This window comes from Streptomyces sp. NPDC001100 (assembly GCF_053598575.1).
In genome coordinates, this window is record NZ_JBSFKO010000007.1 from 296,049 (window position 1) to 315,405 (window position 19,357).

At 71.4% G+C, this 19,357-nt stretch carries 21 protein-coding genes, 1 tRNA gene and 1 riboswitch; of the genes, 16 read left to right on the forward strand and 6 right to left on the reverse strand.

The window, feature by feature from the left end:
- The first annotated feature begins 75 nt into the window (after positions 1 to 75).
- Genes ACWDEW_RS13265 through ACWDEW_RS13285 form a run of 5 tightly spaced genes read left to right on the forward strand, consistent with a single transcriptional unit; the run spans position 76 to position 3,423 of the window.
- Positions 76 to 909 (forward strand): metal ABC transporter ATP-binding protein, encoded by an 834-nt coding sequence (locus ACWDEW_RS13265; protein ID WP_450512450.1) that lies wholly within the window; start codon positions 76 to 78, stop codon positions 907 to 909.
- Positions 896 to 1,801, forward strand: coding sequence for a metal ABC transporter permease (locus tag ACWDEW_RS13270; RefSeq protein ID WP_450512372.1), 906 nt, complete (start codon positions 896 to 898; stop codon positions 1,799 to 1,801). Before ACWDEW_RS13265 ends, ACWDEW_RS13270 begins: the two co-directional genes overlap by 14 nt.
- The gene (locus tag ACWDEW_RS13275; protein WP_450512374.1) at positions 1,798 to 2,637 is read left to right on the forward strand and encodes a metal ABC transporter permease; all 840 of its coding nucleotides are present in this window, start codon (positions 1,798 to 1,800) and stop codon (positions 2,635 to 2,637) included. Before ACWDEW_RS13270 ends, ACWDEW_RS13275 begins: the two co-directional genes overlap by 4 nt.
- On the forward strand, positions 2,637 to 3,101 hold the full coding sequence (locus ACWDEW_RS13280; RefSeq protein WP_450512376.1) for a Fur family transcriptional regulator: 465 nt from the start codon (positions 2,637 to 2,639) through the stop codon (positions 3,099 to 3,101). The genes ACWDEW_RS13275 and ACWDEW_RS13280 overlap by 1 nt, the downstream gene beginning before the upstream one ends.
- A gap of 37 nt (positions 3,102 to 3,138) precedes the next feature.
- Complete coding sequence (locus tag ACWDEW_RS13285) at positions 3,139 to 3,423, forward strand: hypothetical protein (RefSeq protein WP_450512378.1); 285 nt, start codon at positions 3,139 to 3,141, stop codon at positions 3,421 to 3,423.
- A gap of 122 nt (positions 3,424 to 3,545) precedes the next feature.
- Here ACWDEW_RS13285 and arsM read toward each other — a convergent pair whose 3' ends face one another.
- Positions 3,546 to 4,304, reverse strand: coding sequence for an arsenite methyltransferase (gene arsM / locus ACWDEW_RS13290; protein WP_450512380.1), 759 nt, complete (start codon positions 4,302 to 4,304; stop codon positions 3,546 to 3,548).
- 132 nt (positions 4,305 to 4,436) lie between these two features.
- On the opposite strand from arsM, the gene ACWDEW_RS13295 reads away from it, so the two are divergent.
- From ACWDEW_RS13295 to ACWDEW_RS13315, 5 genes are all read left to right on the forward strand, one after another.
- A complete protein-coding gene (locus ACWDEW_RS13295) occupies positions 4,437 to 4,832 on the forward strand; it encodes an ArsR/SmtB family transcription factor (RefSeq protein WP_450512382.1) in 396 nt (131 codons plus the stop codon).
- The gene (locus tag ACWDEW_RS13300; RefSeq protein ID WP_450512384.1) at positions 4,829 to 5,638 is read left to right on the forward strand and encodes an aquaporin; all 810 of its coding nucleotides are present in this window, start codon (positions 4,829 to 4,831) and stop codon (positions 5,636 to 5,638) included. Before ACWDEW_RS13295 ends, ACWDEW_RS13300 begins: the two co-directional genes overlap by 4 nt.
- Before the next feature lie 17 nt (positions 5,639 to 5,655).
- Positions 5,656 to 6,078: an arsenate reductase ArsC gene (locus tag ACWDEW_RS13305; RefSeq protein ID WP_450512385.1), complete on the forward strand. Its 423-nt coding sequence runs from the start codon at positions 5,656 to 5,658 to the stop codon at positions 6,076 to 6,078.
- The gene (locus ACWDEW_RS13310; protein WP_450512387.1) at positions 6,075 to 6,521 is read left to right on the forward strand and encodes an NUDIX domain-containing protein; all 447 of its coding nucleotides are present in this window, start codon (positions 6,075 to 6,077) and stop codon (positions 6,519 to 6,521) included. Before ACWDEW_RS13305 ends, ACWDEW_RS13310 begins: the two co-directional genes overlap by 4 nt.
- Before the next feature lie 314 nt (positions 6,522 to 6,835).
- Positions 6,836 to 7,078, forward strand: a complete 243-nt coding sequence (locus ACWDEW_RS13315) for a hypothetical protein (protein WP_450512389.1) — start codon at positions 6,836 to 6,838, stop codon at positions 7,076 to 7,078.
- 20 nt (positions 7,079 to 7,098) lie between these two features.
- Here ACWDEW_RS13315 and ACWDEW_RS13320 read toward each other — a convergent pair whose 3' ends face one another.
- The 4 genes from ACWDEW_RS13320 to ACWDEW_RS13335 form a co-directional block, all read right to left on the reverse strand.
- The gene (locus ACWDEW_RS13320) at positions 7,099 to 8,058 is read right to left on the reverse strand and encodes an SGNH/GDSL hydrolase family protein (RefSeq protein WP_450512390.1); all 960 of its coding nucleotides are present in this window, start codon (positions 8,056 to 8,058) and stop codon (positions 7,099 to 7,101) included.
- Positions 8,059 to 8,241: 183 nt separating this feature from the next.
- Positions 8,242 to 10,446 (reverse strand): MMPL family transporter, encoded by a 2,205-nt coding sequence (locus ACWDEW_RS13325; protein WP_450512392.1) that lies wholly within the window; start codon positions 10,444 to 10,446, stop codon positions 8,242 to 8,244.
- 148 nt (positions 10,447 to 10,594) lie between these two features.
- On the reverse strand, positions 10,595 to 11,236 hold the full coding sequence (locus ACWDEW_RS13330) for a GTP cyclohydrolase II (protein ID WP_359616264.1): 642 nt from the start codon (positions 11,234 to 11,236) through the stop codon (positions 10,595 to 10,597).
- A 115-nt stretch (positions 11,237 to 11,351) separates the two neighbouring features.
- A complete protein-coding gene (locus tag ACWDEW_RS13335) occupies positions 11,352 to 11,849 on the reverse strand; it encodes a MarR family winged helix-turn-helix transcriptional regulator (protein ID WP_450512395.1) in 498 nt (165 codons plus the stop codon).
- A gap of 102 nt (positions 11,850 to 11,951) precedes the next feature.
- Here ACWDEW_RS13335 and ACWDEW_RS13340 point away from each other — a divergent pair, with 102 nt between their 5' ends.
- Positions 11,952 to 13,082 carry a dihydrofolate reductase family protein gene (locus ACWDEW_RS13340; RefSeq protein ID WP_450512397.1) on the forward strand — a complete coding sequence of 377 codons (1,131 nt, stop codon included), beginning with the start codon at positions 11,952 to 11,954 and terminating at the stop codon, positions 13,080 to 13,082.
- A gap of 98 nt (positions 13,083 to 13,180) precedes the next feature.
- On the opposite strand, the gene ACWDEW_RS13345 is transcribed toward ACWDEW_RS13340, so the two are convergent.
- Positions 13,181 to 13,903 (reverse strand): zinc-binding dehydrogenase, encoded by a 723-nt coding sequence (locus ACWDEW_RS13345; protein WP_450512399.1) that lies wholly within the window; start codon positions 13,901 to 13,903, stop codon positions 13,181 to 13,183.
- A gap of 476 nt (positions 13,904 to 14,379) precedes the next feature.
- Here ACWDEW_RS13345 and ACWDEW_RS13350 point away from each other — a divergent pair, with 476 nt between their 5' ends.
- The 5 genes from ACWDEW_RS13350 (at position 14,380) to ACWDEW_RS13370 (ending at position 19,357) form a co-directional block, all read left to right on the forward strand.
- Positions 14,380 to 15,585: an alginate lyase family protein gene (locus ACWDEW_RS13350; RefSeq protein WP_450512401.1), complete on the forward strand. Its 1,206-nt coding sequence runs from the start codon at positions 14,380 to 14,382 to the stop codon at positions 15,583 to 15,585.
- 52 nt (positions 15,586 to 15,637) lie between these two features.
- Positions 15,638 to 15,711 (forward strand) — tRNA-Met (locus tag ACWDEW_RS13355).
- Positions 15,712 to 15,850: 139 nt separating this feature from the next.
- Complete coding sequence (locus ACWDEW_RS13360) at positions 15,851 to 16,987, forward strand: PP2C family protein-serine/threonine phosphatase (protein ID WP_450512403.1); 1,137 nt, start codon at positions 15,851 to 15,853, stop codon at positions 16,985 to 16,987.
- Between the two features lie 163 nt (positions 16,988 to 17,150).
- Positions 17,151 to 17,308, forward strand: a riboswitch (cyclic di-AMP (ydaO/yuaA leader).
- A gap of 11 nt (positions 17,309 to 17,319) precedes the next feature.
- A complete protein-coding gene (locus tag ACWDEW_RS13365; protein WP_450512404.1) occupies positions 17,320 to 18,327 on the forward strand; it encodes a M23 family metallopeptidase in 1,008 nt (335 codons plus the stop codon).
- Positions 18,328 to 18,412: 85 nt separating this feature from the next.
- Complete coding sequence (locus ACWDEW_RS13370; RefSeq protein WP_450512406.1) at positions 18,413 to 19,357, forward strand: aldo/keto reductase; 945 nt, start codon at positions 18,413 to 18,415, stop codon at positions 19,355 to 19,357.

Below are 19,357 nucleotides of genomic sequence, written 5' to 3' on the forward strand. Positions count from 1 at the left end.
TCCCGGCCGGGCGGCCCGGCCCGGCACCGCGTCCCCGCGCGACCGGCCGCACCACAGCCACCGCGCTCCCCCCTCGTGTCGCTGCGCGGCGCCGGTGTGCGCGTCGGCGGCCGGACCCTGTGGTCGGGGGTCGATCTGGAGGTCGGCACCGGGGAGTTCGTGGCCGTCCTCGGTCCCAACGGGGTCGGGAAGTCGACCCTGGTCAAGATGCTGCTCGGCATCCTGCCTCCGGCCGCCGGCGAGGTCGGCGTCCTGGGCGAGGCACCCGGCCGGGCGGGGCACCGCATCGGCTATCTGCCGCAGCGGCGCAGCTTCGACGCGAGCCTGCGCATCCGTGGCACCGACATCGTGCGGCTGGGCCTCGACGGCGCCCGCTGGGGCGTGCCGCTGCCGTTGCCCGGCCGGTTCGGTGCCCGGCGGCGGGCGGCCCGCGACCGTGTCGCCGAGGTCGTCGAACTGGTCGGGGCGAGCGCGTACGCGCACCGGCCGATCGGCGAGTGCTCCGGCGGCGAGCAGCAGCGGCTGCTGATCGCCCAGGCGCTCGTCCGTGATCCCGAACTGCTGCTCCTGGACGAGCCGTTGGACAGTCTCGACCTGTCCCATCAGGGCGCGGTCGCCGCGCTGATCGGGCGGATCTGCCGGGAGGCGGGCGTCGGCGTCGTCATGGTCGCGCACGACGTCAACCCGATCCTGCCGTGGCTGGACCGGGTGGTGTACATCGCCGAGGGCGGTGCGGTCGCCGGACGGCCGGAGGACGTGATCACCACGGGGACGCTGTCGCGGCTGTACGGCGTGCCCGTGGAGGTGCTGCGGACCAGCGACGGGCGGCTGGTCGTCGTCGGCCAGCCCGAGGCGCCCGCCCGCCGCACCGACCGGCACGCCGAGGGAGGCCGCCGTGAACTGGGCTGACACGGGCGCCGGTTGGTCGTGGAATCCGGTGACCGACCTCCAGCAGATCTGGGTGTTCCCGTTCATGGTCAACGCCTTCCGGGCGGGTACGGTCGTGGCCGTACTGGCCGCCGTGATGGGCTGGTTCATGGTGCTGCGCCGGCAGAGCTTCGCCGGCCACACCCTGGCCGTGGTCAGCTTTCCCGGCGCGGCCTGCGCGACCCTGCTGGGCATCGGCGCGGGCTTCGGCTACTTCGCGTTCTGCGTCGGGGGCGCCCTGGTGATCGCCGCCATCCCGCGCGCCGGGGAGGGCGGGGGAGGGCAGGAGTCGGCACTCACCGGCACCGTCCAGGCGTTCCTGCTGGCCTGCGGATTCCTCTTCGTCGCCCTCTACAAGGGGTTTCTCGGCGGGGTCAACTCCCTTCTGTTCGGCAGCTTCCTGGGCATCACCACCGTCCAGGTGACCGTGCTGACGGTCGTGGCGGCCCTCGCGCTCGGCGTGCTGGCGGTCATCGGACGACCGCTGCTGTTCGCCTCCGTCGACGAGGACGTCGCCGCCGGACGCGGGGTGCCGGTACGCGCCCTGTCCGTGGCCTTCCTCGTGCTGCTCGGAGCGGCGACCGCGGAGGCCGGCCAGATCACCGGCACGCTGCTGGTGTTCGCCCTGCTGGTGATGCCCGCGGCGGCCGCCCAACAGCTCACCGCACGGCCCGCGTCGAGCCTGGCGCTCTCGGTGGTGATCGCGCTCGCGGTGACCTGGACCGGGCTGATCGCCGCCTACTACTCGCCGTACCCGATCGGTTTCTACGTGACGACCTTCGCCTTCGCGGTCTACGTCCTGGCCCGTACGGCCCGCACTCTCTCCACGGCCCTCGGCGGACACCGCCCCAAGACAGCGGGTGCTGTCGCATGAGCGCCTTCACTCACCCGTACTTCACGCACGCCCTGTTGGCCGGTACCGCGATCGCCCTGGCGGCCGGGCTCGTGGGGTACTTCCTGGTGCTGCGCGCCCAGGTGTTCACCGGCGACGCGCTCAGCCACGTCGCGTTCACCGGGGCGCTCGCGGCCCTCGCGTTCGGCTACGACCTGCGGTGGGGGCTGTTCGCGGCGACCGTGCTGTTCGCCGTGGTGCTCGGCGCGCTGGGCCGCCGCAGTCGCGCCGACGACATCGTCATCGGCAGCCTCTTCTCCTGGATCCTGGGCCTGGGCGTCTTCTTCCTCACCCTCTACACCACGTCCCGCAACACCGGGAACGGCACCGCCGGCGTCAACGTCCTCTTCGGCTCGATCTTCGGACTCTCCGCCGGGCAGGCGCAGTTGGCGGCCGTTGTCGCGGGCGTCATCTGCCTCGCCGTGCTCGCGGTCGCCCGCCCGCTGCTCTTCGCCTCCGTCGACGAGGCGGTGGCGACGGCCCGCCGGGTGCCGGTACGACTGCTCGGCCTCGCCTTCCTGGTCCTGGTCGGCGCCTGTGCGGCCGAGGCCACCCAGGCGGTCGGCTCGTTGCTGCTGCTCGGCCTGCTCGCCGCCCCCGCGGGCGCGGCCCAACGGCTCACCGACCGGCCGTATCACGCCCTCGCCCTGTCCGCGGGACTGGCGGTCGCGGAGATGTGGACGGGCCTCGCCCTGAGCTACCGCGTCCCCCAACTGCCGCCCAGCTTCGCCATCATGGCCGTCGCCACGGCCGTCTACGCGGTCGCTCTCGTCGCCGTACGCCGGCCGCGCACCCGCGCCGGCCTCGTGGCGGTGTGATGGGCGGGCCGGCCGACGACCTGGCCCTCATCGGCCGCCGCACCGCCCAACGCGCCTATGTTGTAAGGGCGTTGATCAACCACGGCGGCTTCGTCGGCGCCCGCGCCCTGCACGGCATCCTGGAGGCCGGCGGTGCCCGCGTGGGCCTCAACACCGTCTACCGCACCCTGGCCGCGCTGGTGGGCGCCGGCCGCGCCGACGTCGTACGCGACCGGGGCGGTGAACGGCTCTTCCGGCACCGGCCGTTCCCCGAGCACCAGCACTATCTGCTGTGCCGTGTCTGCGGGTTGGGCACCCCGGTCGACTCCGAGGCGGTCGAGCGCTGGGCCGAGGGGGTGGCCGAAGCCTCCGGTTTCGCGGAGGTCGAGCACACCGTCGAACTCACCGGGCTCTGTCCACGATGCCGCTCCAACGGGTCCAACGGGTCCAACGGGTCCAACCGGTCCAGCCCCTCCAGTCAGTAGGCGACCACACCGGCACGGGCCCAAGCCGGTCGTGTTGGTGGCGCAGTTGCTGCAGGCGGCGGGCTTCCTTGGGTACCTCGTGGTGCGCGACGGCGCTGGGATCCTCCTGGCCGCGACCGTCGCGTCGCTGGGGCAACGGGCCTTCTGGTCCTCCGCCTTCACCCTCGTCAGCAATCTGTCCGACCGTGATCCCGGCGGCCACTCCCGCGAGCGGTGGTTCGGCGTCATCGGCTCGTTGCGGGCGCTGGGCTATGGGCTCGGGGCCGTGGTCGCGGGAGTCGCCCTGTCGGTGAAGTCGGACCTGGTGTACCGCGGAGCGTGACGCTGAAGGAGAAGCCGGCGGACGAGGAGGCGGGCAGTCGTGGTTACCACATCATCACCACCCGGCCGGGCATCCGGCGAGTCCCAACGCCCTCCGGACGCCGGGCTGTTGTCGTCCCCGGGTCAGCTCGCCGCCGGCTTTGTCGCGCGGACGATCGCCGAGTGCATGCCGTCCGCGACGGGGTGGGTCGGGGTGATGTCCACGTCGGTGAAGCCGGCGGCTTCGAGGCCGGTGCGGTACTCGCTGAAGGACAGCGCGCCCGCGATGCAGCCGACGTGGTCGCCGCGTTCCGCGCGCTGTGCGGGGGCGAGGGTGTCGTCGGCGACGACGTCCGAGACGCCGATACGGCCGCCGGGGCGCAGGACGCGGAAGGTCTCGGCGAAGACGGCGGCCTTGTCGACGGACAGGTTGATCACGCAGTTGGAGATGACCACGTCGATCGTGTTCGCGGGCAGGGGGACCGCCTCGATGGTGCCCTTGAGGAACTCCACGTTGGTGGCGCCGGTGCGTTCCGCGTTGCCGATGGCGAGGGCGAGCATCTCCTCGGTCATGTCCAGCCCGTACGCCTTGCCGGTCGGGCCGACGCGGCGGGCGGAGAGCAGGACGTCGATGCCGCCGCCGGAACCGAGGTCCAACACGCGTTCGCCCTCGCGGAGTTCGGCTACGGCGGTGGGGTTGCCGCAGCCGAGGGAGGCAGCGACCGCTTCGGCGGGGAGGGTGTCCCGGTCGGCGCTGGGGTAGAGGGCCGAGCCGAAGTTGTCGTCGATCTCGACGGGCGTGGGGCCGCAGCAGGCCGTGCCGCCCTCGGTGACCTTGAGGGCCGAGGCGGCGTAGTGCTTGCGGACGGTTTCACGCAGGTCGGTGGAGTGTTCGTCGCTCATGGGGTCGCTCCCGGGTGAGGTGGGTGAGGTGGGTCAGGCGGGTGGGGTCGGGTTGGGTGGCGTGGACCAGCTTGTATTGATGTTCGTTGATGCAAGCTTGCGCCTTGTATCGAAAGACGTCAACATAGAGGTATGTCGAAACAAGAGCTCGGGGTCCTTGAAGCGACCGGTGAAGTGACCGGTCGGGACGCCGCGTGCTGCCCGGGCCTGGCCACCGCGCCACTGGACGACGAGCGCGCCACGGAACTGGCCAGGGTCTTCAAGGCACTTGGCGATCCCGTGCGCCTGCGGCTGCTGTCGATGATCGCCTCGCGGGAGGGCGGCGAGGTCTGCGTGTGCGAGATGACACCGGCCTTCGACCTGTCGCAGCCGACGATCTCCCACCACCTCAAGCTGTTGCGCCAGGCCGGCCTCATCGACTGCGAACGCCGCGGGACCTGGGTGTACTACTGGGCGCTGCCCGGCGTCCTGGACCGGCTCGCCACGTTTCTGACGACGGCGCGGACCGCGGAAGGCACGCAGGCATGACCGCGTCCCTCGGTCGCCGGGTCGCCGCCGAGGCGATCGGGACCGGACTGCTGGTCACGGTGGTCGTGGGCTCCGGCATCCAGGCGACGCAGCTGTCGCACGACGTCGGCGTACAACTGCTCGCCAACTCGCTCGCCACCGTCTTCGGCCTGGGCGTACTGATCACGCTGCTCGGGCCGGTCTCCGGCGCGCACTTCAACCCGGCCGTCACCCTCGCCGCCTGGTTCGCCGGCCGTCGTGACGGCACAGGGCCGGGGCCGTGGGAGGTCGCCGCCTATGTTCCGGCGCAGGTCGGCGGGGCGATCGCGGGCGCGGTGCTGGCGGATGCCATGTTCGCCGAGCCGTTGGTGCGGTTCTCCGGCCACGACCGGTTCGCCGGTCATCTGTGGCTGGGGGAGGCCGTCGCCACGGCCGGGCTGATCCTGCTCGTCCTCGGACTGGAGCGGGTCGGACGCGCCTCCCTGGCCCCGGCGGCCGTGGCCTCCTACATCGGGGCCGCCTACTGGTTCACCTCCTCGACCTCCTTCGCGAACCCCGCCGTCACCGTCGGCCGCGCCTTCACCGAAACCTTCGCCGGGATCGCGCCGGGGTCGGTCGCACCGTTCGTCGGGGCCCAACTGCTGGGCGCCGTGGTCGGATTGGCCGCCGTGGCCGTCGTGTGCGAGCGTCCGGTCCGTACGGCGGACGCGGCCGTCCCGCACAGCAAACCCGACCCCGGCTCCGAACCCGACCCCGGCTCCGAACCCGACCCCGGCTCCGAACCCGCGCCCGGCTCCGAGCCCGAACCCGAACTCGCCCCCTCCTGACCGCAAGGACACCAGCCATGCCCCCGAGTTCCGCCGCCCCGCGTCCGTCAGTCCTGTTCGTCTGTGTCCACAACGCCGGCCGTTCCCAGATGGGCGCCGCCTTCCTCACCCACCTCGCCGGTGACCGGGTCGAGGTCCGGTCGGCGGGCTCGGCCCCCGCCGACGCGGTCAACCCGGCGGTGGTGGCTGCCATGGCGGAAGTGGGGATCGACGTATCGGCCGAGACGCCGAAGGTGCTCACCACCGAGGCCGTGCGGTCCTCGGACGTGGTGATCACGATGGGCTGCGGGGACGCCTGCCCCGTCTTCCCCGGCAAGCGGTACCTGGACTGGCAGCTCGACGATCCGGCGGGCCGGGGAGTGGACGCCGTACGGCCCGTCCGTGAGGAGATCGAGCGGCGGGTACGCGGTCTGCTGGCGGAACTCGGAATCGCCGTATGACCCTTCTCGTCGCCGCCGTCATCGTCCACGACCGGGCCGGGGGCCGGGTCGTCCTCATCCAGCGGGGTGAGCGGGCCACGTTCGGCCGGGGCATGTGGGACCTCCCCGCCGGCAAGAACGAACCCGGCGAGCCCGTCACCGAGACCGCCGTGCGCGAGCTGTACGAGGAGACCGGGATCGTCGTGGCGCCGGAGTCCCTGAAGGTCGTGCACCTCATCCACGCCGCCGCCGGAGTGGACGCACCGCACGGCTTCCTCACCGTCGTCTTCGTCGCCGACAAGTGGTCCGGCGAGCCCGAGAACCGCGAACCCCACAAGCACGCGCAGGTCCGATGGTTCCAAGTCGACGCCGTACCCGAGAAGTTCGTACGAGGAAACGGACAGGCCCTACGGCAGTACCTGGACGGCGTCGCACCGCAGGTGTCTCCGTACGGGTGGGAGTAGGCGGAGCCCCGCGTTACCTCTCAGGTGTGAACCCGCTTCGGCCGACGCCACGAGAGCCGCGTACCCGGGGTGCGGCCGTGCTGCTCGTGACGCATGCGTCCGCCGTCGCCGAGGTCTGCGATCAGCGGTATGTACTCGACGAGGGTGTGCTGTCGGGCGTGCGTGAGGAGACGCGCGGATGAGCCGCTGGAGTCTGTGGAGTTTCCACACCTGGAAGCGCGACCGGCGTTCGTTGCGCCGGGTGTTGCCCACCCTCACCGTTCTCGCCGCTCTGCTCACCACGGCGGCGGGGGTCGCGGGCCCAGTCCGCCGTCGTGGTCGTCGAGCACCAGCGGGAGGTGGCCGCCGTCACCAAGTCCCTTCAGGACAAGGGGTTTTCGTCCGCCGCCGTGTCCGACCGGGTGCGTGATCTGCCCGGGCTGTTCGGCGCGGCGGATCTCGCGATGCGCGTCGGTGTGCTGCTCCTGCCGGTCGCCGGATTCGCCGTCGGTACCCTCTTCGGCGGCCGCGAGGTCCTCCGCCGGGACCCCTGTCTCACCGCCCGGGCGCACAGCTGACCTCCACCGGCCGGCACTTCCTACAACGCCGACCTCATCGCCCGCAGCACCGCATCCGCCATCCCCCGCTCCCCCCGGGCATTCGGATGCACCGGTGCCGCCGGATTCTCCGGTACGAGCGGTTCGATCCAGCGGGTGTTCTTCGCCGTGCAGGCGTTGTGGCCGGTGGAGGGGGTGTACGTGTCGACGTAGCCGACCCCCGCCTCCGAAGCCCGTTGGCGCAGTGCGGTGTTGAGCTGCTGCTCCTTCTCGCGGAGGTAGGTCACGTCGCCCGGGGCGAGGGACATTCCGCGGCCGCAGTCGGCCCTGTCGGCCGGGAGGATCGCCGGGTAGGAGACGATGTAGACGCGGGCCTCTGGGGCGCGGCGTTTCACCTCGGCCAGGATCCGGGTGAGCCGGTCGCCCGCCGCGGTGAGCTTCTTTTCTACGGAGTCGGAGCCGGTGTCGGAGCCGGAGCCGGTGCCGGCGTCGCGTGCGCAGGGTGCGTCCTCCGTGAAGTACTTGCCGCTGCCGGTGAGTTGGTAGAGGGCACCCATGGCGACGCAGCGTTTGATCAGCTTGCTGAAGCCGATGTCGTTGCCGCCGATGCCGACCGTCACCAGGCGGGTGTCCGACGAAAGCGCCCTGAGCTGGGGCGGCTTGGTGCCGTTGTCGGTGTGCTGGGATGCGGTGAGGTCGGACGTCGTGGCGCCGCTGCAGCTCACATCGCGGAACTTGGCGCCCTTCAGGCCGAGTTCGGCGGCCACGAGGGCCGGGTAGTTGCCGGCGGAGCGGTCGCAGCCGGCGGGCGTGCCGGTGGGGTCGGTGATGCCGGGGCCGGCGGTGTAGGAGTCGCCGAGGGCCACGTACGGGCCCTTGGCCGTGGTCGAGTAGGTGACGCCGGTGTGGTTGTCGTCGCCGTCGCGGGTGACCAGGACCACCGTGAGCAGTGTGCCGCAGGCGAGGAGCCCGGCCACCCCGGCCTGCACTGAGGTTTTCATCGAAGTGCCCTCTCTTGCCGTCTCCGGCTGGTGAGTTGTGGACTGTGGACGTCCGCGGGCCCGGCGACGGGCGGGGGGAGTGCTCCGTCGGCGGGCCCGGGACTTGCGCCCGATCCCCGTCCGCACGGGATCCGGGCGCCGCGGGGCCGCCTCCGCTCTCGGCGGCCCCGGTTCGGGGGGTCCCTAGGGGACCGGGGTGAGGTGCGGGGCCGGGGTGTCGGCGACCGGTGCGGGGACCTTGCGGCTCAGGGCCTCGCCCTCGACGTCCATGCGGGGGAGGATCCGGTCGAGCCAGCCGGGGAGGTACCAGGCCTTGTGGCCCAGCAGGGAAAGCACCGCGGGCATGATCGCCATCCGGACCACGAACGCGTCGAACAGGACCGCCACGGCCAGTCCGAAGCCGATCATCTTGACCATCGAGGCGCCCGCGCCGATGAAGCCCGAGAACACCGCCATCATGATCAGCGCGGCGGCCACGACCACCCGGGCGCTGTGCCGGAATCCCGACACCACCGCCTGGCCGGGGCCGTCCCCGTGGACGTACGCCTCGCGCATCCGGGAGACCAGGAACACCTCGTAGTCCATGGCGAGTCCGAAGACGATGCCCACCAGGAAGATCGGCATCAGGCTCATGATCGGGCCGGTCTGGTCGACTCCCAGCCAGGAGGCCAGGTGCCCCTCCTGGAAGACCGCGACCACCGCGCCGAGCGCCGCGAGGACCGAGAGGAGGAAGCCGAGCGCCGCCTTGAGCGGCACGAGCAGCGAGCGGAAGACCAGGAGCAGCAGCACGATCGCCAGGCCCACCACCAGCGCCAGATACGGGATCAGCGCGTCCTGGACCTTCTGTGCCACGTCGATGTTCAGCGCGGTCGTCCCGGTGACCTCGAAGCTCGCGCCCGCGTCAGCCGCGATGTCCGGCCGTTCGTCGCGGATCGTCTGGACGAGCTGCTTGGTCTTCTCGTCGGTGGGGCTGGTGGCGGGGGTCGCGGAGAACACCGCTGTGTCGCCCGCCGAGTTGAAGCGGGCCGGTGAGACGGAGACCACTCCGTCCGTGGCCGCGATCTCCTTCGAGATCGTCGCTACGGCGGTCTTCGCGTCGGCGGCCTTCTTGGCGTCCACGACGATGGTCAGGGGGCCGTTGAAGCCGGGGCCGAAGCCTTCGGCGAGGTCGTCGTAGGCGCGGCGTTCGGTGGTGGCGGTGGACTTGGCCTCGTCGCCGGGCATGCCGAGCTGGAGGCCGAGGGCGGGCAGCGCCATCGCGCCGAGGCCCACGACGCCGAGCAGCAGGACGGGGATCGGGCGGCGTACGACGATCCGGGCCCAACGGCTGCCGCCGTTCTCGCCGTTGCCGCGCTTGGCCTTCTGCTTGCGGTCGCGGCGGGAGAGGACGGCGTTCGGCCAGAATCCGAGGACCGCGGGGACCAGGGTGAGGCAGATCAGGACGGCGAGGAGGACCGCGCCGGCCGCCGCGAGGCCCATCTTCGTCAGCATCGGGATGCCGACCACCGAGAGTCCGGCGAGTGCGATCACGACGGTCAGGCCGGCGAAGACGACCGCCGAACCCGCCGTACCGGCGGCCAGTCCGGCCGCTTCACGGGGCGCGTGGCCCTTCGCCCGTTCCTCGCGGTAGCGCGATACGACGAAGAGCGCGTAGTCGATGCCGCAGGCCAGGCCGAGCATCGTGGCGAGGGTGCCGGTGGTCTCCGAGAGGCCGAAGGCGCTGCCCAGGGCGAGGATCGCGGACATGCTGATGCCGACGCCGAGGATCGCGGTGAGGAGCGGAAGTCCCGCGGCGGCCAGTGAGCCGAAGGTGATGAGCAGGACCACTGCGGCTATCGCGATGCCGATGGCCTCGGCGCTGCCGCCCGCCGCGGGCTGGGTGGCGAGCGCGTCGCCGCCGACCTCGACGGTCAGGCCCGCGTCCCGGGCCGTGTCGACGGCCCGCTCCAGATGGGTCTTGGCGGCCCCGGTGAGGTCGTCGGCCGTCACCTTGAAGGTGACGGTCGAGTACGCCGTCGACGCGTCCTTGCTCACCGCCTTCGCGGCGAACGGGTCGACCGCGGAGGCGACTTGGGAACCGTCGGCGGCCTCCGTCACCAGCTTCTCGATCGCGGCCCTGTTCTCGGTCGCGGTGACCTTCTCGCCGTTCGGGGCGACGAAGACGATCCGCGCGCTCGCGCCGTCCGCCGCCGTGCCCGGGAAGCGCTGCTCCAGCAGGTCGAAGGCCTTCTGCGACTCGATGCCCGGCATCGTGAAGCCGTCGTCGGGAGCGGTGGGGGCCTTGGTGGCGGCGAATCCGACGGCGCCGAGGACCGCCACCCACAGGAGGGTGACGAACCAGCGCCACCGGAAGGCCACGCGGCCCAAGTGATAGAGGAGAGTAGCCATGGCTGGGGAAGGCCTCCACGTCGGCGGTCGGTCGAGATCCGGATCGAGTGCGTGATCGTGGTCTCAACACTTCCGCCGACGGCCTTCCGCCACGAGGGAGTGCCCTCCCGAATGGATGGTGTAGCCCGCTACACCATCGGCCCGCGGCTCAGCCCACGTTGAGTTCCGTCAGGCGGCCCAGCGGCAGCGTGTGGTGGGTCTGCAGGACCTTCGCGCGTAGATACCGGACGTTGTGGGGCGTGGTGAACACTCCCGTCGGCACCCGGTCGTGCACGTCGATGCCCAGGCCGCGCAACTGGTCGGCCTTGTCGGGGTTGTTGGAGAGCAGGTCCAGGGAGGTGATGCCCAGGGCCTGGAGCATCTGGGCGGCGGCCGTGTAGTCGCGGGCGTCCTCGGGGAGGCCGAGCGCGGTGTTGGCGGCGTAGGTGTCGAGGCCCTGGTCCTGGAGGGCGTACGCGTCGAGCTTGTTGTAGAGGCCGATGCCCCGGCCCTCCTGGCGCAGGTAGAGCAGGACTCCGCCGCGGTCGGCGATGCGCTCGACGGCCTCGCGCAGCTGGGGTCCGCAGTCGCAGCGGGCGGAGCCGAAGACGTCTCCGGTGAGGCACTCGGAGTGCAGCCGGACCAGCGGTGTGGTTCCCGGTGCTGGATCGCCGAGGACGACCGCGAGGTGTTCCAGGCCGTCGGTCAGGCCGTGGAAGGTGACGAGTTCGGTGTCGACGCTGTAGCCGTCGTGGAAGCGCAGCGGTACCCGGACGCGGGCACGCGGGGTGGCGGCGGGGAAGTCGGGCATGCGGGTCTCCGAGTCCGAAGGGTGAGGTAGCGATGTGTTTCAAAACTGAAGCACATCCACGATCACGGACCCTACCTCATGCTTGAAATTTGAAGCAACAGATTTGTGTGACGGCTCACGAACACGGAGGCGTGGAGCGGCGGCGCCACGGCACGTCCTCCGGTGTCTCCAGCGCCCGCGCGATGCCCGTACTGATCTCCTCCAGCTGTCCCACCTGCTCCGGCGTGAGATGGTCGAAGATCGCGGCGCGGACGGTCTCGACATGCCCCGGCGCCGAACGCACCAGCACGGCCATCCCCTCGTCGGTCAGGATCGCCGTACTGCCCCGCTTGTCCGACGGGCAGCCCTCCCGCCGCACCAGCCCGTCCTTCTCCAGCCGGGTCACGGCGTACGTCAGCCGGCTCCGGGTGATCTTCGACTTCTCGGCGAGGTCGGTCATCCGCAGCCGGTGGTCCGGTGCGTCGGAGAGGTTGGCGAGGATGGAGTAGTACAGGTGGGGCATGCCGGCCTCCTGCTGGAGCTGCCGGTCGATCGCGTCCTCCAGGAGGTGCGTCGCGGCGATGTACGCGCGCCAGGCGCGCTGCTCCTCTGCGGTGAGCCAGCGAGTCGTCATGCCCCCAGTGTAGGTTTGTTTCAAACTTGAACCAAGCCCCGCCGTTCCACCAAGCCCCGCCGTTCCACCAGACCCCGCCGGTCTCCAGGAGAGAGCGCGTCGATGTCCCTGCCCCACGTCCTGCTGTCCGCCGCCGTCTCCCTCGACGGCTACCTCGACGACACCGGCCCCGACCGGCTGCTCCTCTCCAGCCTCGCCGACTTCGACCGCGTCGACGAGGTCCGCGCGTCCGTGGACGCGATCCTCATCGGCGCCGGCACGATCCGCGCGGACAACCCGCGCCTGCTCGTGAACTCCCCGGAGCGCCGCGCGGCCCGCATCGCCGCCGGTAAGCCGGAGTACCCCCTCAAGGTCACGGTCAGTGGCTCCGGCGACCTGGACCCGAGCGCCAACTTCTGGCACACGGGCGGCGACAAGCTCGTCCTCACGACGGACAAGGGAGCGGAGCGAGCCCGTCAACTCGGCCTCGCCGCCGACGTCTTCGCCCTCGGCCCCGAACTCGACTGGCGCCTGCTCCTTGAACACCTGCACTCCGTCAGGGGAGTTGACCGCCTGATGGTCGAGGGCGGCGGCACGATCCACACCCAGCTCCTCCAGCAGGGCTTGGCCGACGAACTCCAACTCGTCCTGGCCCCCCTCTTCGTGGGCACCCCGGACGCCCCCCGCCTCTTCGGCCCTGGCACCTACCAGTCGGGCCGCCTGCGCCTGCTGGAGACCCGCCCCATCGAGGACGTCGTCCTCATGCGCTACGAACCCACCGCCCCCGGCACCGGCGACCTCCCCGCCGCCGCCGACCACCACTGGCTCGCCCTCGCCTGCGAGCTGGCCGCCGACTGCCCGCCCTCGGAGACGGCGTTCAGCGTCGGCGCGGTGGTGGTCGCGGCGGACGGCACGGAACTGGCCCGCGGCCACTCCCGCGAGGCCGGTGACCCGGTGGTCCACGCGGAGGAGGCGGCCCTCGCCAAGCTGGACCCGGCGGACCCGCGCCTCGCGACTGCCACGGTCTACACGAGCCTCGAACCCTGCACCCACCGAGCCTCCCGCCCCAAGCCCTGCGCCCGCCTCATCCTCGACGCGGGCGTACGACGTGTGGTGACGGCCTGGCGCGAGCCGGACACGTTCGTGACGGGGGCCGACGGGAGCGGGATGCTGGCGGCGCGGGGGGTCTCCGTGGTCGTACTCCCGGAGTACGAGGAGCGGGCGAAGGCGCCGAACAGGCATCTGCCCGGCTGAGCCGGGACCCCTTCTCCAGAAAAGCGTGACACTTTCCGATGAAACCGACACGCTTTTCCGGGACACCTACCCTCCGCGCCCCGCTCCGGCCCCCGTGTTCACGGGACCAGGACGATCCGACCGGGCAGACCGCCCCGGGTCAGCCGGGCGTGGGCCTCCGCCGCCCGCGCCAGGGGATACACCTCGGCCACGCGCGGTGTCAGCACGCCGACCTCGGCGAGCGCGGAGAGATACGCGAGCCGGGGCGCGTCGGGACCGGCGGCGGTGTGGCGCACCACCATGCCCCGCTCCGGCGCCGGCAGCACGTCCAGCCGCACGCTCACATAGACCCCGCCGTCCCGGACGGCCGCCATCGCGGGTGCGCCCGGCGGCGCCGCGTCGAGCACGCCGTCCACGCCGCCGGGCACCAACTGCCGTACCGCCGCGCCCGGTTCCTCGTCGCGGGACACGAACCAGGTGGCGCCGCGAGAGCGCAGATACTCCTCGTCCTCGGGCCGCCCCTGCGCGACGATCCGCACGCCCCGCGTCCGGGCCAGCTCCACGGCGTAGCCGCCGACGGCCCCGCCCGCGCCGGTGATCAGCAAGGTGTCGCGGGGGTGCAGCGGGAGGTGGTCCAGGGCCGGCGAGGCGGTCGTCGTGTTGAGCGGGATCGTTGCCGCGAGCGTCGGGTCCATGCCCTCCGGGGCGGGGGCGAGGGAGTTGAGGTTGGTCACCAGGTATTCGGCCTGGGCCTTCGTGGGGCGCAGCACGGGGGCGTCGAACACGATCACCGGGGTGCCGACCTCAAGGAGCACACCCGGCCCGACGGCGGCGACCTTCACGCGGACCTCCAAGGGACCCGGCTCCGGAAGCGGGACCTCCAGGACCTCGACGACCTCGGGTCCCCCGGGTCTTCCTGACGACTGCTGCGCGCATGGCATTCACTCTTCCGTTTGCTAAATGGAACCCCTCAAACGGTAGGCGCGCCGCGACCGCTGCGTAAGGAGGCACTTCCAAGTGCGTTACGCCCCGGCGTCACAACCCCGCGTCGTAGCGGGCCCGCGCCTCGTCGACCTCGCCGGTCTTCTCGGCGTCCCACTCGCGCACCTGGGACAGCAGGCCGTAGAGGCCCTGCCCGAGGGGGGGGGCTACTTACCACTCGATTGTAACTCACCTAGAATTGAAAAGATTAACAACAGCAAATCGAGAGGTGTCTGTCCTGGACGGTTGACCGATCGGCCCATCAGATCCTGCGCCCCGCCGCCCACCGGGTCACGCTCGCAGTGGACCGGTGCGGACAACGGCGGAGGTAGGACACATGAGGGCAGTGGCGGTGCTGGGCGCGTCCGTGGTCGTGGGGCTGCTCGCCTCGTGCGGGGCGGCGGACACCGGTACGCGGACCATGGCGAGGGCGCTGCCCGCCGGTGCGGCGTTCACGCACCCCGGAGTGCTGGTCAGCAAGGGGCAGCTGGACGCCGTACGGAAGAACGTGGCGGCCGGGAAGCAGCCCTGGCTGAAGGCGTACTTCGGGATGCGGGACAGCAAGTACGGGTCGTACAAGTACACGGCGAAGCCCTACGCCGACGTCGACTGCCCCTGGAACGGCAAGGCCGCGCACGGGTGTGTCGAGGAGCGCGAGGACGCGATCGCGGCGTACACGCAGGCGCTGCTGTTCAGCATCACGGGCAAGGAGCACCACGCGCTCAAGGCGCGGGAGATCATGGACGACTGGTCGGCGAAGATGAAGGAGCACACCTCCGAGGACGCCGGGCTGCAGACCGCGTGGGCCGGGTCGACCTGGGCGCGGGCGGCGGAGATCGTGCGGTACACGCCGGGGGCCGGATGGCCGGACGACCGGGTGCAGCGGTTCGCGACCATGCTGCGCACCGCCTACCAGCCCGAGGTGACGAAGGATCTGCCGGACTACAACGGCAACTGGGACCTCGCGATGACCGACGCGGCGATCGGCATCGCCGTCTTCCTCGACGACCACAAGGCCTTCGACGCGGCCGTCGCCCGCTTCCGCGACCGCGTGCCCGCCTACTTCTACCTGGAGAAGGACGGCAAGGTGCCGCTCACCCCGGCCCGCTCGACCGTCACCACCCCGCAGAAACTCACGACGTACTGGTTCAAGCAGACCACCTTCAAGGACGGCATCGCCCAGGAGACCTGCCGCAACTTCAAGCACGTCGGGTACTCCCTCGCCGCCACCGGGCACATCGCCGAGACCGCCTGGCACCAGGGCGTCGACCTCTACAAGGACGTCAAGGACCGGCTCGCCGCCGCCCTCGACTTCCACGCCCGCTACCAGCTTGGCGAGGCCGCGCCGGCCTGGCTGTGCGGCGGCAAGGTCGACCGGAACATGGGCCCCGACCTGGAGGTTCCGCTCAACCACCTGGAGGACCGGCTCGGCATGAAGCTGTCCGCCGCGCACAAGCTCGCCGAGACCACCCGGCCGGCCGGCAGCGACGACCTCTTCGTCTCCTGGGAGACCCTCACGCACGCCGGTAACCCCGCCGACTGAAACGTGTGTGACATCGGACCCCGCGGATGGCGTATAGTTGGGAACACAACGGCGCGGGGTGGAGCAGCTCGGTAGCTCGCTGGGCTCATAACCCAGAGGTCGCAGGTTCAAATCCTGTCCCCGCTACTCAAGGCCAAGGGCCGGAATCCAGAACATGGATTCCGGCCCTTGGTGTTTCTCCCCGTCCTTCTCCCCCTGTCGGCCCACCCCGCTCGCCGCCCTCCCTCCACCGGGAAAAACTGGACGCGTGGAGGAGGGTCCGTATGTGCGAGCCGGCGGGCGCCTGCCCGGCGATCCCGTGCCCGACCCGGGCCTCGGCCCCGACGAGGGACGGCGGACCGCCCGCGTCCTCGCCCTCGTCCGCCGGCTGCCCGCGCTGCTGCTGATCGTCGGCGCCTGCTACGACTACCTCACCCCGCAGGCCTTCACGGCGGCCCCGTTCTTCACCGCCGCCCCGCTCGTCGCCGCCCCGCTCTACTCCCGGCGCGGCACCGTCCTCACCGGCCTGGCCTCGGTCGCCGTCGTCCTCGCGGTCCACATCAGGCTCGGCATCGTCCTCCACATCGACGCCGTCACCGAGATGGCCACCGTGGCCACAGTCGCCGTCCTGGCCGTCCTCATCAACACCCTCGTCCGCCGCAGCAGCGAACAGCTCGCCTCCGTACGCGAGATCGCCGAGGCCGCCCAGCGCGCCGTACTGCCCGAACCGGCCGAGCGGATCGGCGGGTTCGAGATCGCCGCGCGCTACGAGGCGGCGCAGGAGGGCGCGTTCATCGGCGGCGACCTGTACGCGGTCCAGGACACCCCGTACGGCGTACGGCTGGTCGTCGGCGACGTGCGCGGGAAGGGCATGGGCGCGGTCGCCGCCGTGGCCGTGGTCATCGGGGCGTTCCGGGAGGCCGCCGAGCAGGAGACCACCCTGGAGGCGGTCGCCCAGCGGCTGGAGCGGGCGCTGGCCCGCGAGGGCACCCGGCGGGACGGGCTCGACGCGTTCGAGGGGTTCACCACGGCCGTCCTCGCCGAACTCCCGCACGGCGACGGCGTCCTGCGGATCGTCGACCGCGGCCACCCGCCGCCGCTGCTCCTGCACGCCGACGGCACCGTGGACACCCTGCTCGTCAAGGAACCCGCACTGCCCCTGGGAATGGGGGAGTTGGGCTTCCGGCCCGACCGGGCCGAGGAGTTCGCGTTCCCCGGCGGCGCCACCCTGCTCCTCTACACCGACGGCCTGTCCGAGGCCCGCGACTGCCAGGGCGTGTTCTACGACCCCGGGGAGCGGCTGACCGGTCGGACCTTCCGCAGCCCCGAGGCGCTGCTCGGCATCCTCGCCAAGGAGGTGCGCCGCCATGCCGGGGGCGGGATGACGGACGACATGGCGATGATCGCCGTACGCCGTCCATGACCGGTCGACGCCCGGTCAACTCACCCGTTTTTCGCCGTTCGTGGGCTCTTCGTCCTGCAAGGAAAGGTTAATGATCAAGCGAACGGGCTTGGAAACGGGCGCCCGTGTCTATTAACGTTCGATAACGCAGCACGGTCGTCCCAGCCGTCACAAGAGACAGCTCCGTGCGCACGCGCCGAATTCCGCAAGGGAACCGGGGAACCACCACCTTGGGGTGAATCGCTCGTCAACAGCCGTGGGAACACGGCAGGTTGACGCGCGTAGGAGACCTTCCTGCTCCGAACCCGTCAGCTAACCCGGTAGGCGAGAAGGAAGGAAAGGAGCACGCCCACGTGGCGTCAAACCAGGCTGCCCCAGAAGCCCCGTTCGTCTACGGCGGATTCCGCCCCGACGAGGGCCCCTGGGAGGAGTGGAACCCCAGCGCGGAGACCGTTCTTCCCAACCGCGGCAAGCACCGTGTCGCCAAGCAGCGTGGTGGCGGGGGATTCGCCCGCAGCTCCACCGTCCTGGGCGTCGGTGTCATAGCCGCCGTGAGCGCCGGCGGGATGGCCAGCGCCAACACCGGCAAGCCGCCCGTCTCGATCTCCCTGCCCGATCTGCCCTCCGTGGGCCATCTCCTGGGCGACTCCTCCAGTACGCCGAAGGGTTCCGCGACCGCGCTCAGCAGCGTCGGCGTGACCACCACCGAGACCGCCAAGGGCACCTCGGGCGCGGGCGAACTGCTGCGCAACCGGATCATGGAACAGGCCGAGCTCCAGCAGCTCCAGGTCGACGGCAAGTCCCAGGCCGCCGCCGAGGCCGCCGTCGCCAAGCAGGTCGACGCCGCCGCCGCGAAGGCCGAGAAGGACGCCGCACAGAAGGCCGCCGACGCGAAGAAGGCCGCGGAGGCCGCAGCCAAGAAGAAGGCCGAGGCCGCGAAGCTCGCCGCCCTCGCCAAGCAGTACACGCTGCCCGTCGGCTCGTACACGATCACCGGGACCTTCGGCCAGGCCGGCTCCATGTGGTCCTCCGGCTACCACACCGGACTCGACTTCGCCGCCCCCACCGGCACACTGATCAAGGCCATCCACAGCGGCACGGTCACCGAGGCGGGCTGGGCCGGCGCCTACGGCTACCGCACGATCATCACCCTCGACGACGGCACCGAGCTGTGGTTCTGCCACCAGTCCTCGATCAACGTCAGCGCCGGGCAGAAGGTCTCCACCGGCGAGGTGATCGGCCGCGTGGGCGCGACCGGCAACGTGACCGGGCCGCACCTCCACCTGGAGGTGCACCTCAACGGCGCCGCCACGGCGAGCGACCCGGCGCCCTGGCTGCGCAGCAAGGGCCTCAACCCGTAAGACTCTGTACGACCCCGTAAGACCCCGGAGGCCCCTGGGGCACCCGCTGGAATATCCGGTTCCGGTCCGGCTGTTGACGTAGGGCATGACTTCTCTTCGCAAGCTGGGCCGGTCCGACCTGGAGATCTTCCCGCTGAACCTCGGCGGCAACGTCTTCGGCTGGACCGCCGACGAGGCGACCTCCTTCGCGGTCCTCGACGCCTACGCCGCCGCGGGCGGCAACTTCGTCGACACCGCCGACTCCTACTCGGCGTTCGCCCCGGGCAACCACGGCGGCGAGTCCGAGACCGTCATCGGCAAGTGGGTCAAGGCCCGCGGCAACCGCTCCGACGTCGTCATCGCCACCAAGGTCAGCCAGCACCCCGACTACCCGGGACTGTCCGCCGCCAACATCAAGGCCGCCGCCGACGCCTCCCTGCGCCGCCTGGACACCGACCACATCGACCTCTACTACACCCACTTCGACCAGGTCGAGGTGCCGGTCGAGGAGATCGTCGGCGCGCTGGACGAGCTGGTGAAGGCGGGCAAGGTGCGGTACATCGCCGCCTCCAACATCACGCCCGAGCGCCTCCAGGCCTCCCTGGACTTCTCCGACCGCGAGGGCCTGGCCCGCTATGTCGCGATCCAGCCGCACTACAACCTCGTCTCCCGCGACACCTACGAGGGAGAACTCCGGGACGTGGCCGAGCGCAACGGCCTCGCGGCGCTGCCCTACTTCGCCCTCGCGGCCGGCTTCCTCACCGGCAAGTACCGGCCGGGTACGACCGTGGACAGCCCGCGGGCCGGACGGGCCGCCGGCTACCTCGAATCCGAGCGCGGCCAGAAGGTCCTGACCGCCCTGGACGAGATCGCGCGGGCCCACGACGCCTCCGTCGCGACGGTCGCCCTCGCCTGGCTCGCCGCCCAGCCCACGGTCGCCGCACCGATCGCCTCCGCCCGGAGCGTCGAGCAGCTGCCCGACCTGCTCGCCGTGGCCGAACTGACCCTCACGGACACCGAGATCGAGCAGCTGACCCAGGCCTCCGCCTGA

What these genes read in the sequence shown, in the direction of transcription:
- ACWDEW_RS13275 (WP_450512374.1), top strand. Translation starts at nt 1,798, where the DNA reads ATGAGCGCCTTCACTCACCCGTACTTCACGCACGCCCTGTTGGCCGGT.
- ACWDEW_RS13280 (WP_450512376.1), top strand. Translation starts at nt 2,637, where the DNA reads ATGGGCGGGCCGGCCGACGACCTGGCCCTCATCGGCCGCCGCACCGCC.
- arsM (WP_450512380.1), bottom strand. Translation starts at nt 4,304, where the DNA reads ATGAGCGACGAACACTCCACCGACCTGCGTGAAACCGTCCGCAAGCAC.
- ACWDEW_RS13295 (WP_450512382.1), top strand. Translation starts at nt 4,437, where the DNA reads ATGTCGAAACAAGAGCTCGGGGTCCTTGAAGCGACCGGTGAAGTGACC.
- ACWDEW_RS13300 (WP_450512384.1), top strand. Translation starts at nt 4,829, where the DNA reads ATGACCGCGTCCCTCGGTCGCCGGGTCGCCGCCGAGGCGATCGGGACC.
- ACWDEW_RS13305 (WP_450512385.1), top strand. Translation starts at nt 5,656, where the DNA reads ATGCCCCCGAGTTCCGCCGCCCCGCGTCCGTCAGTCCTGTTCGTCTGT.
- ACWDEW_RS13310 (WP_450512387.1), top strand. Translation starts at nt 6,075, where the DNA reads ATGACCCTTCTCGTCGCCGCCGTCATCGTCCACGACCGGGCCGGGGGC.
- ACWDEW_RS13320 (WP_450512390.1), bottom strand. Translation starts at nt 8,058, where the DNA reads ATGAAAACCTCAGTGCAGGCCGGGGTGGCCGGGCTCCTCGCCTGCGGC.
- ACWDEW_RS13325 (WP_450512392.1), bottom strand. Translation starts at nt 10,446, where the DNA reads ATGGCTACTCTCCTCTATCACTTGGGCCGCGTGGCCTTCCGGTGGCGC.
- ACWDEW_RS13330 (WP_359616264.1), bottom strand. Translation starts at nt 11,236, where the DNA reads ATGCCCGACTTCCCCGCCGCCACCCCGCGTGCCCGCGTCCGGGTACCG.
- ACWDEW_RS13335 (WP_450512395.1), bottom strand. Translation starts at nt 11,849, where the DNA reads ATGACGACTCGCTGGCTCACCGCAGAGGAGCAGCGCGCCTGGCGCGCG.
- ACWDEW_RS13340 (WP_450512397.1), top strand. Translation starts at nt 11,952, where the DNA reads ATGTCCCTGCCCCACGTCCTGCTGTCCGCCGCCGTCTCCCTCGACGGC.
- ACWDEW_RS13350 (WP_450512401.1), top strand. Translation starts at nt 14,380, where the DNA reads ATGAGGGCAGTGGCGGTGCTGGGCGCGTCCGTGGTCGTGGGGCTGCTC.
- ACWDEW_RS13370 (WP_450512406.1), top strand. Translation starts at nt 18,413, where the DNA reads ATGACTTCTCTTCGCAAGCTGGGCCGGTCCGACCTGGAGATCTTCCCG.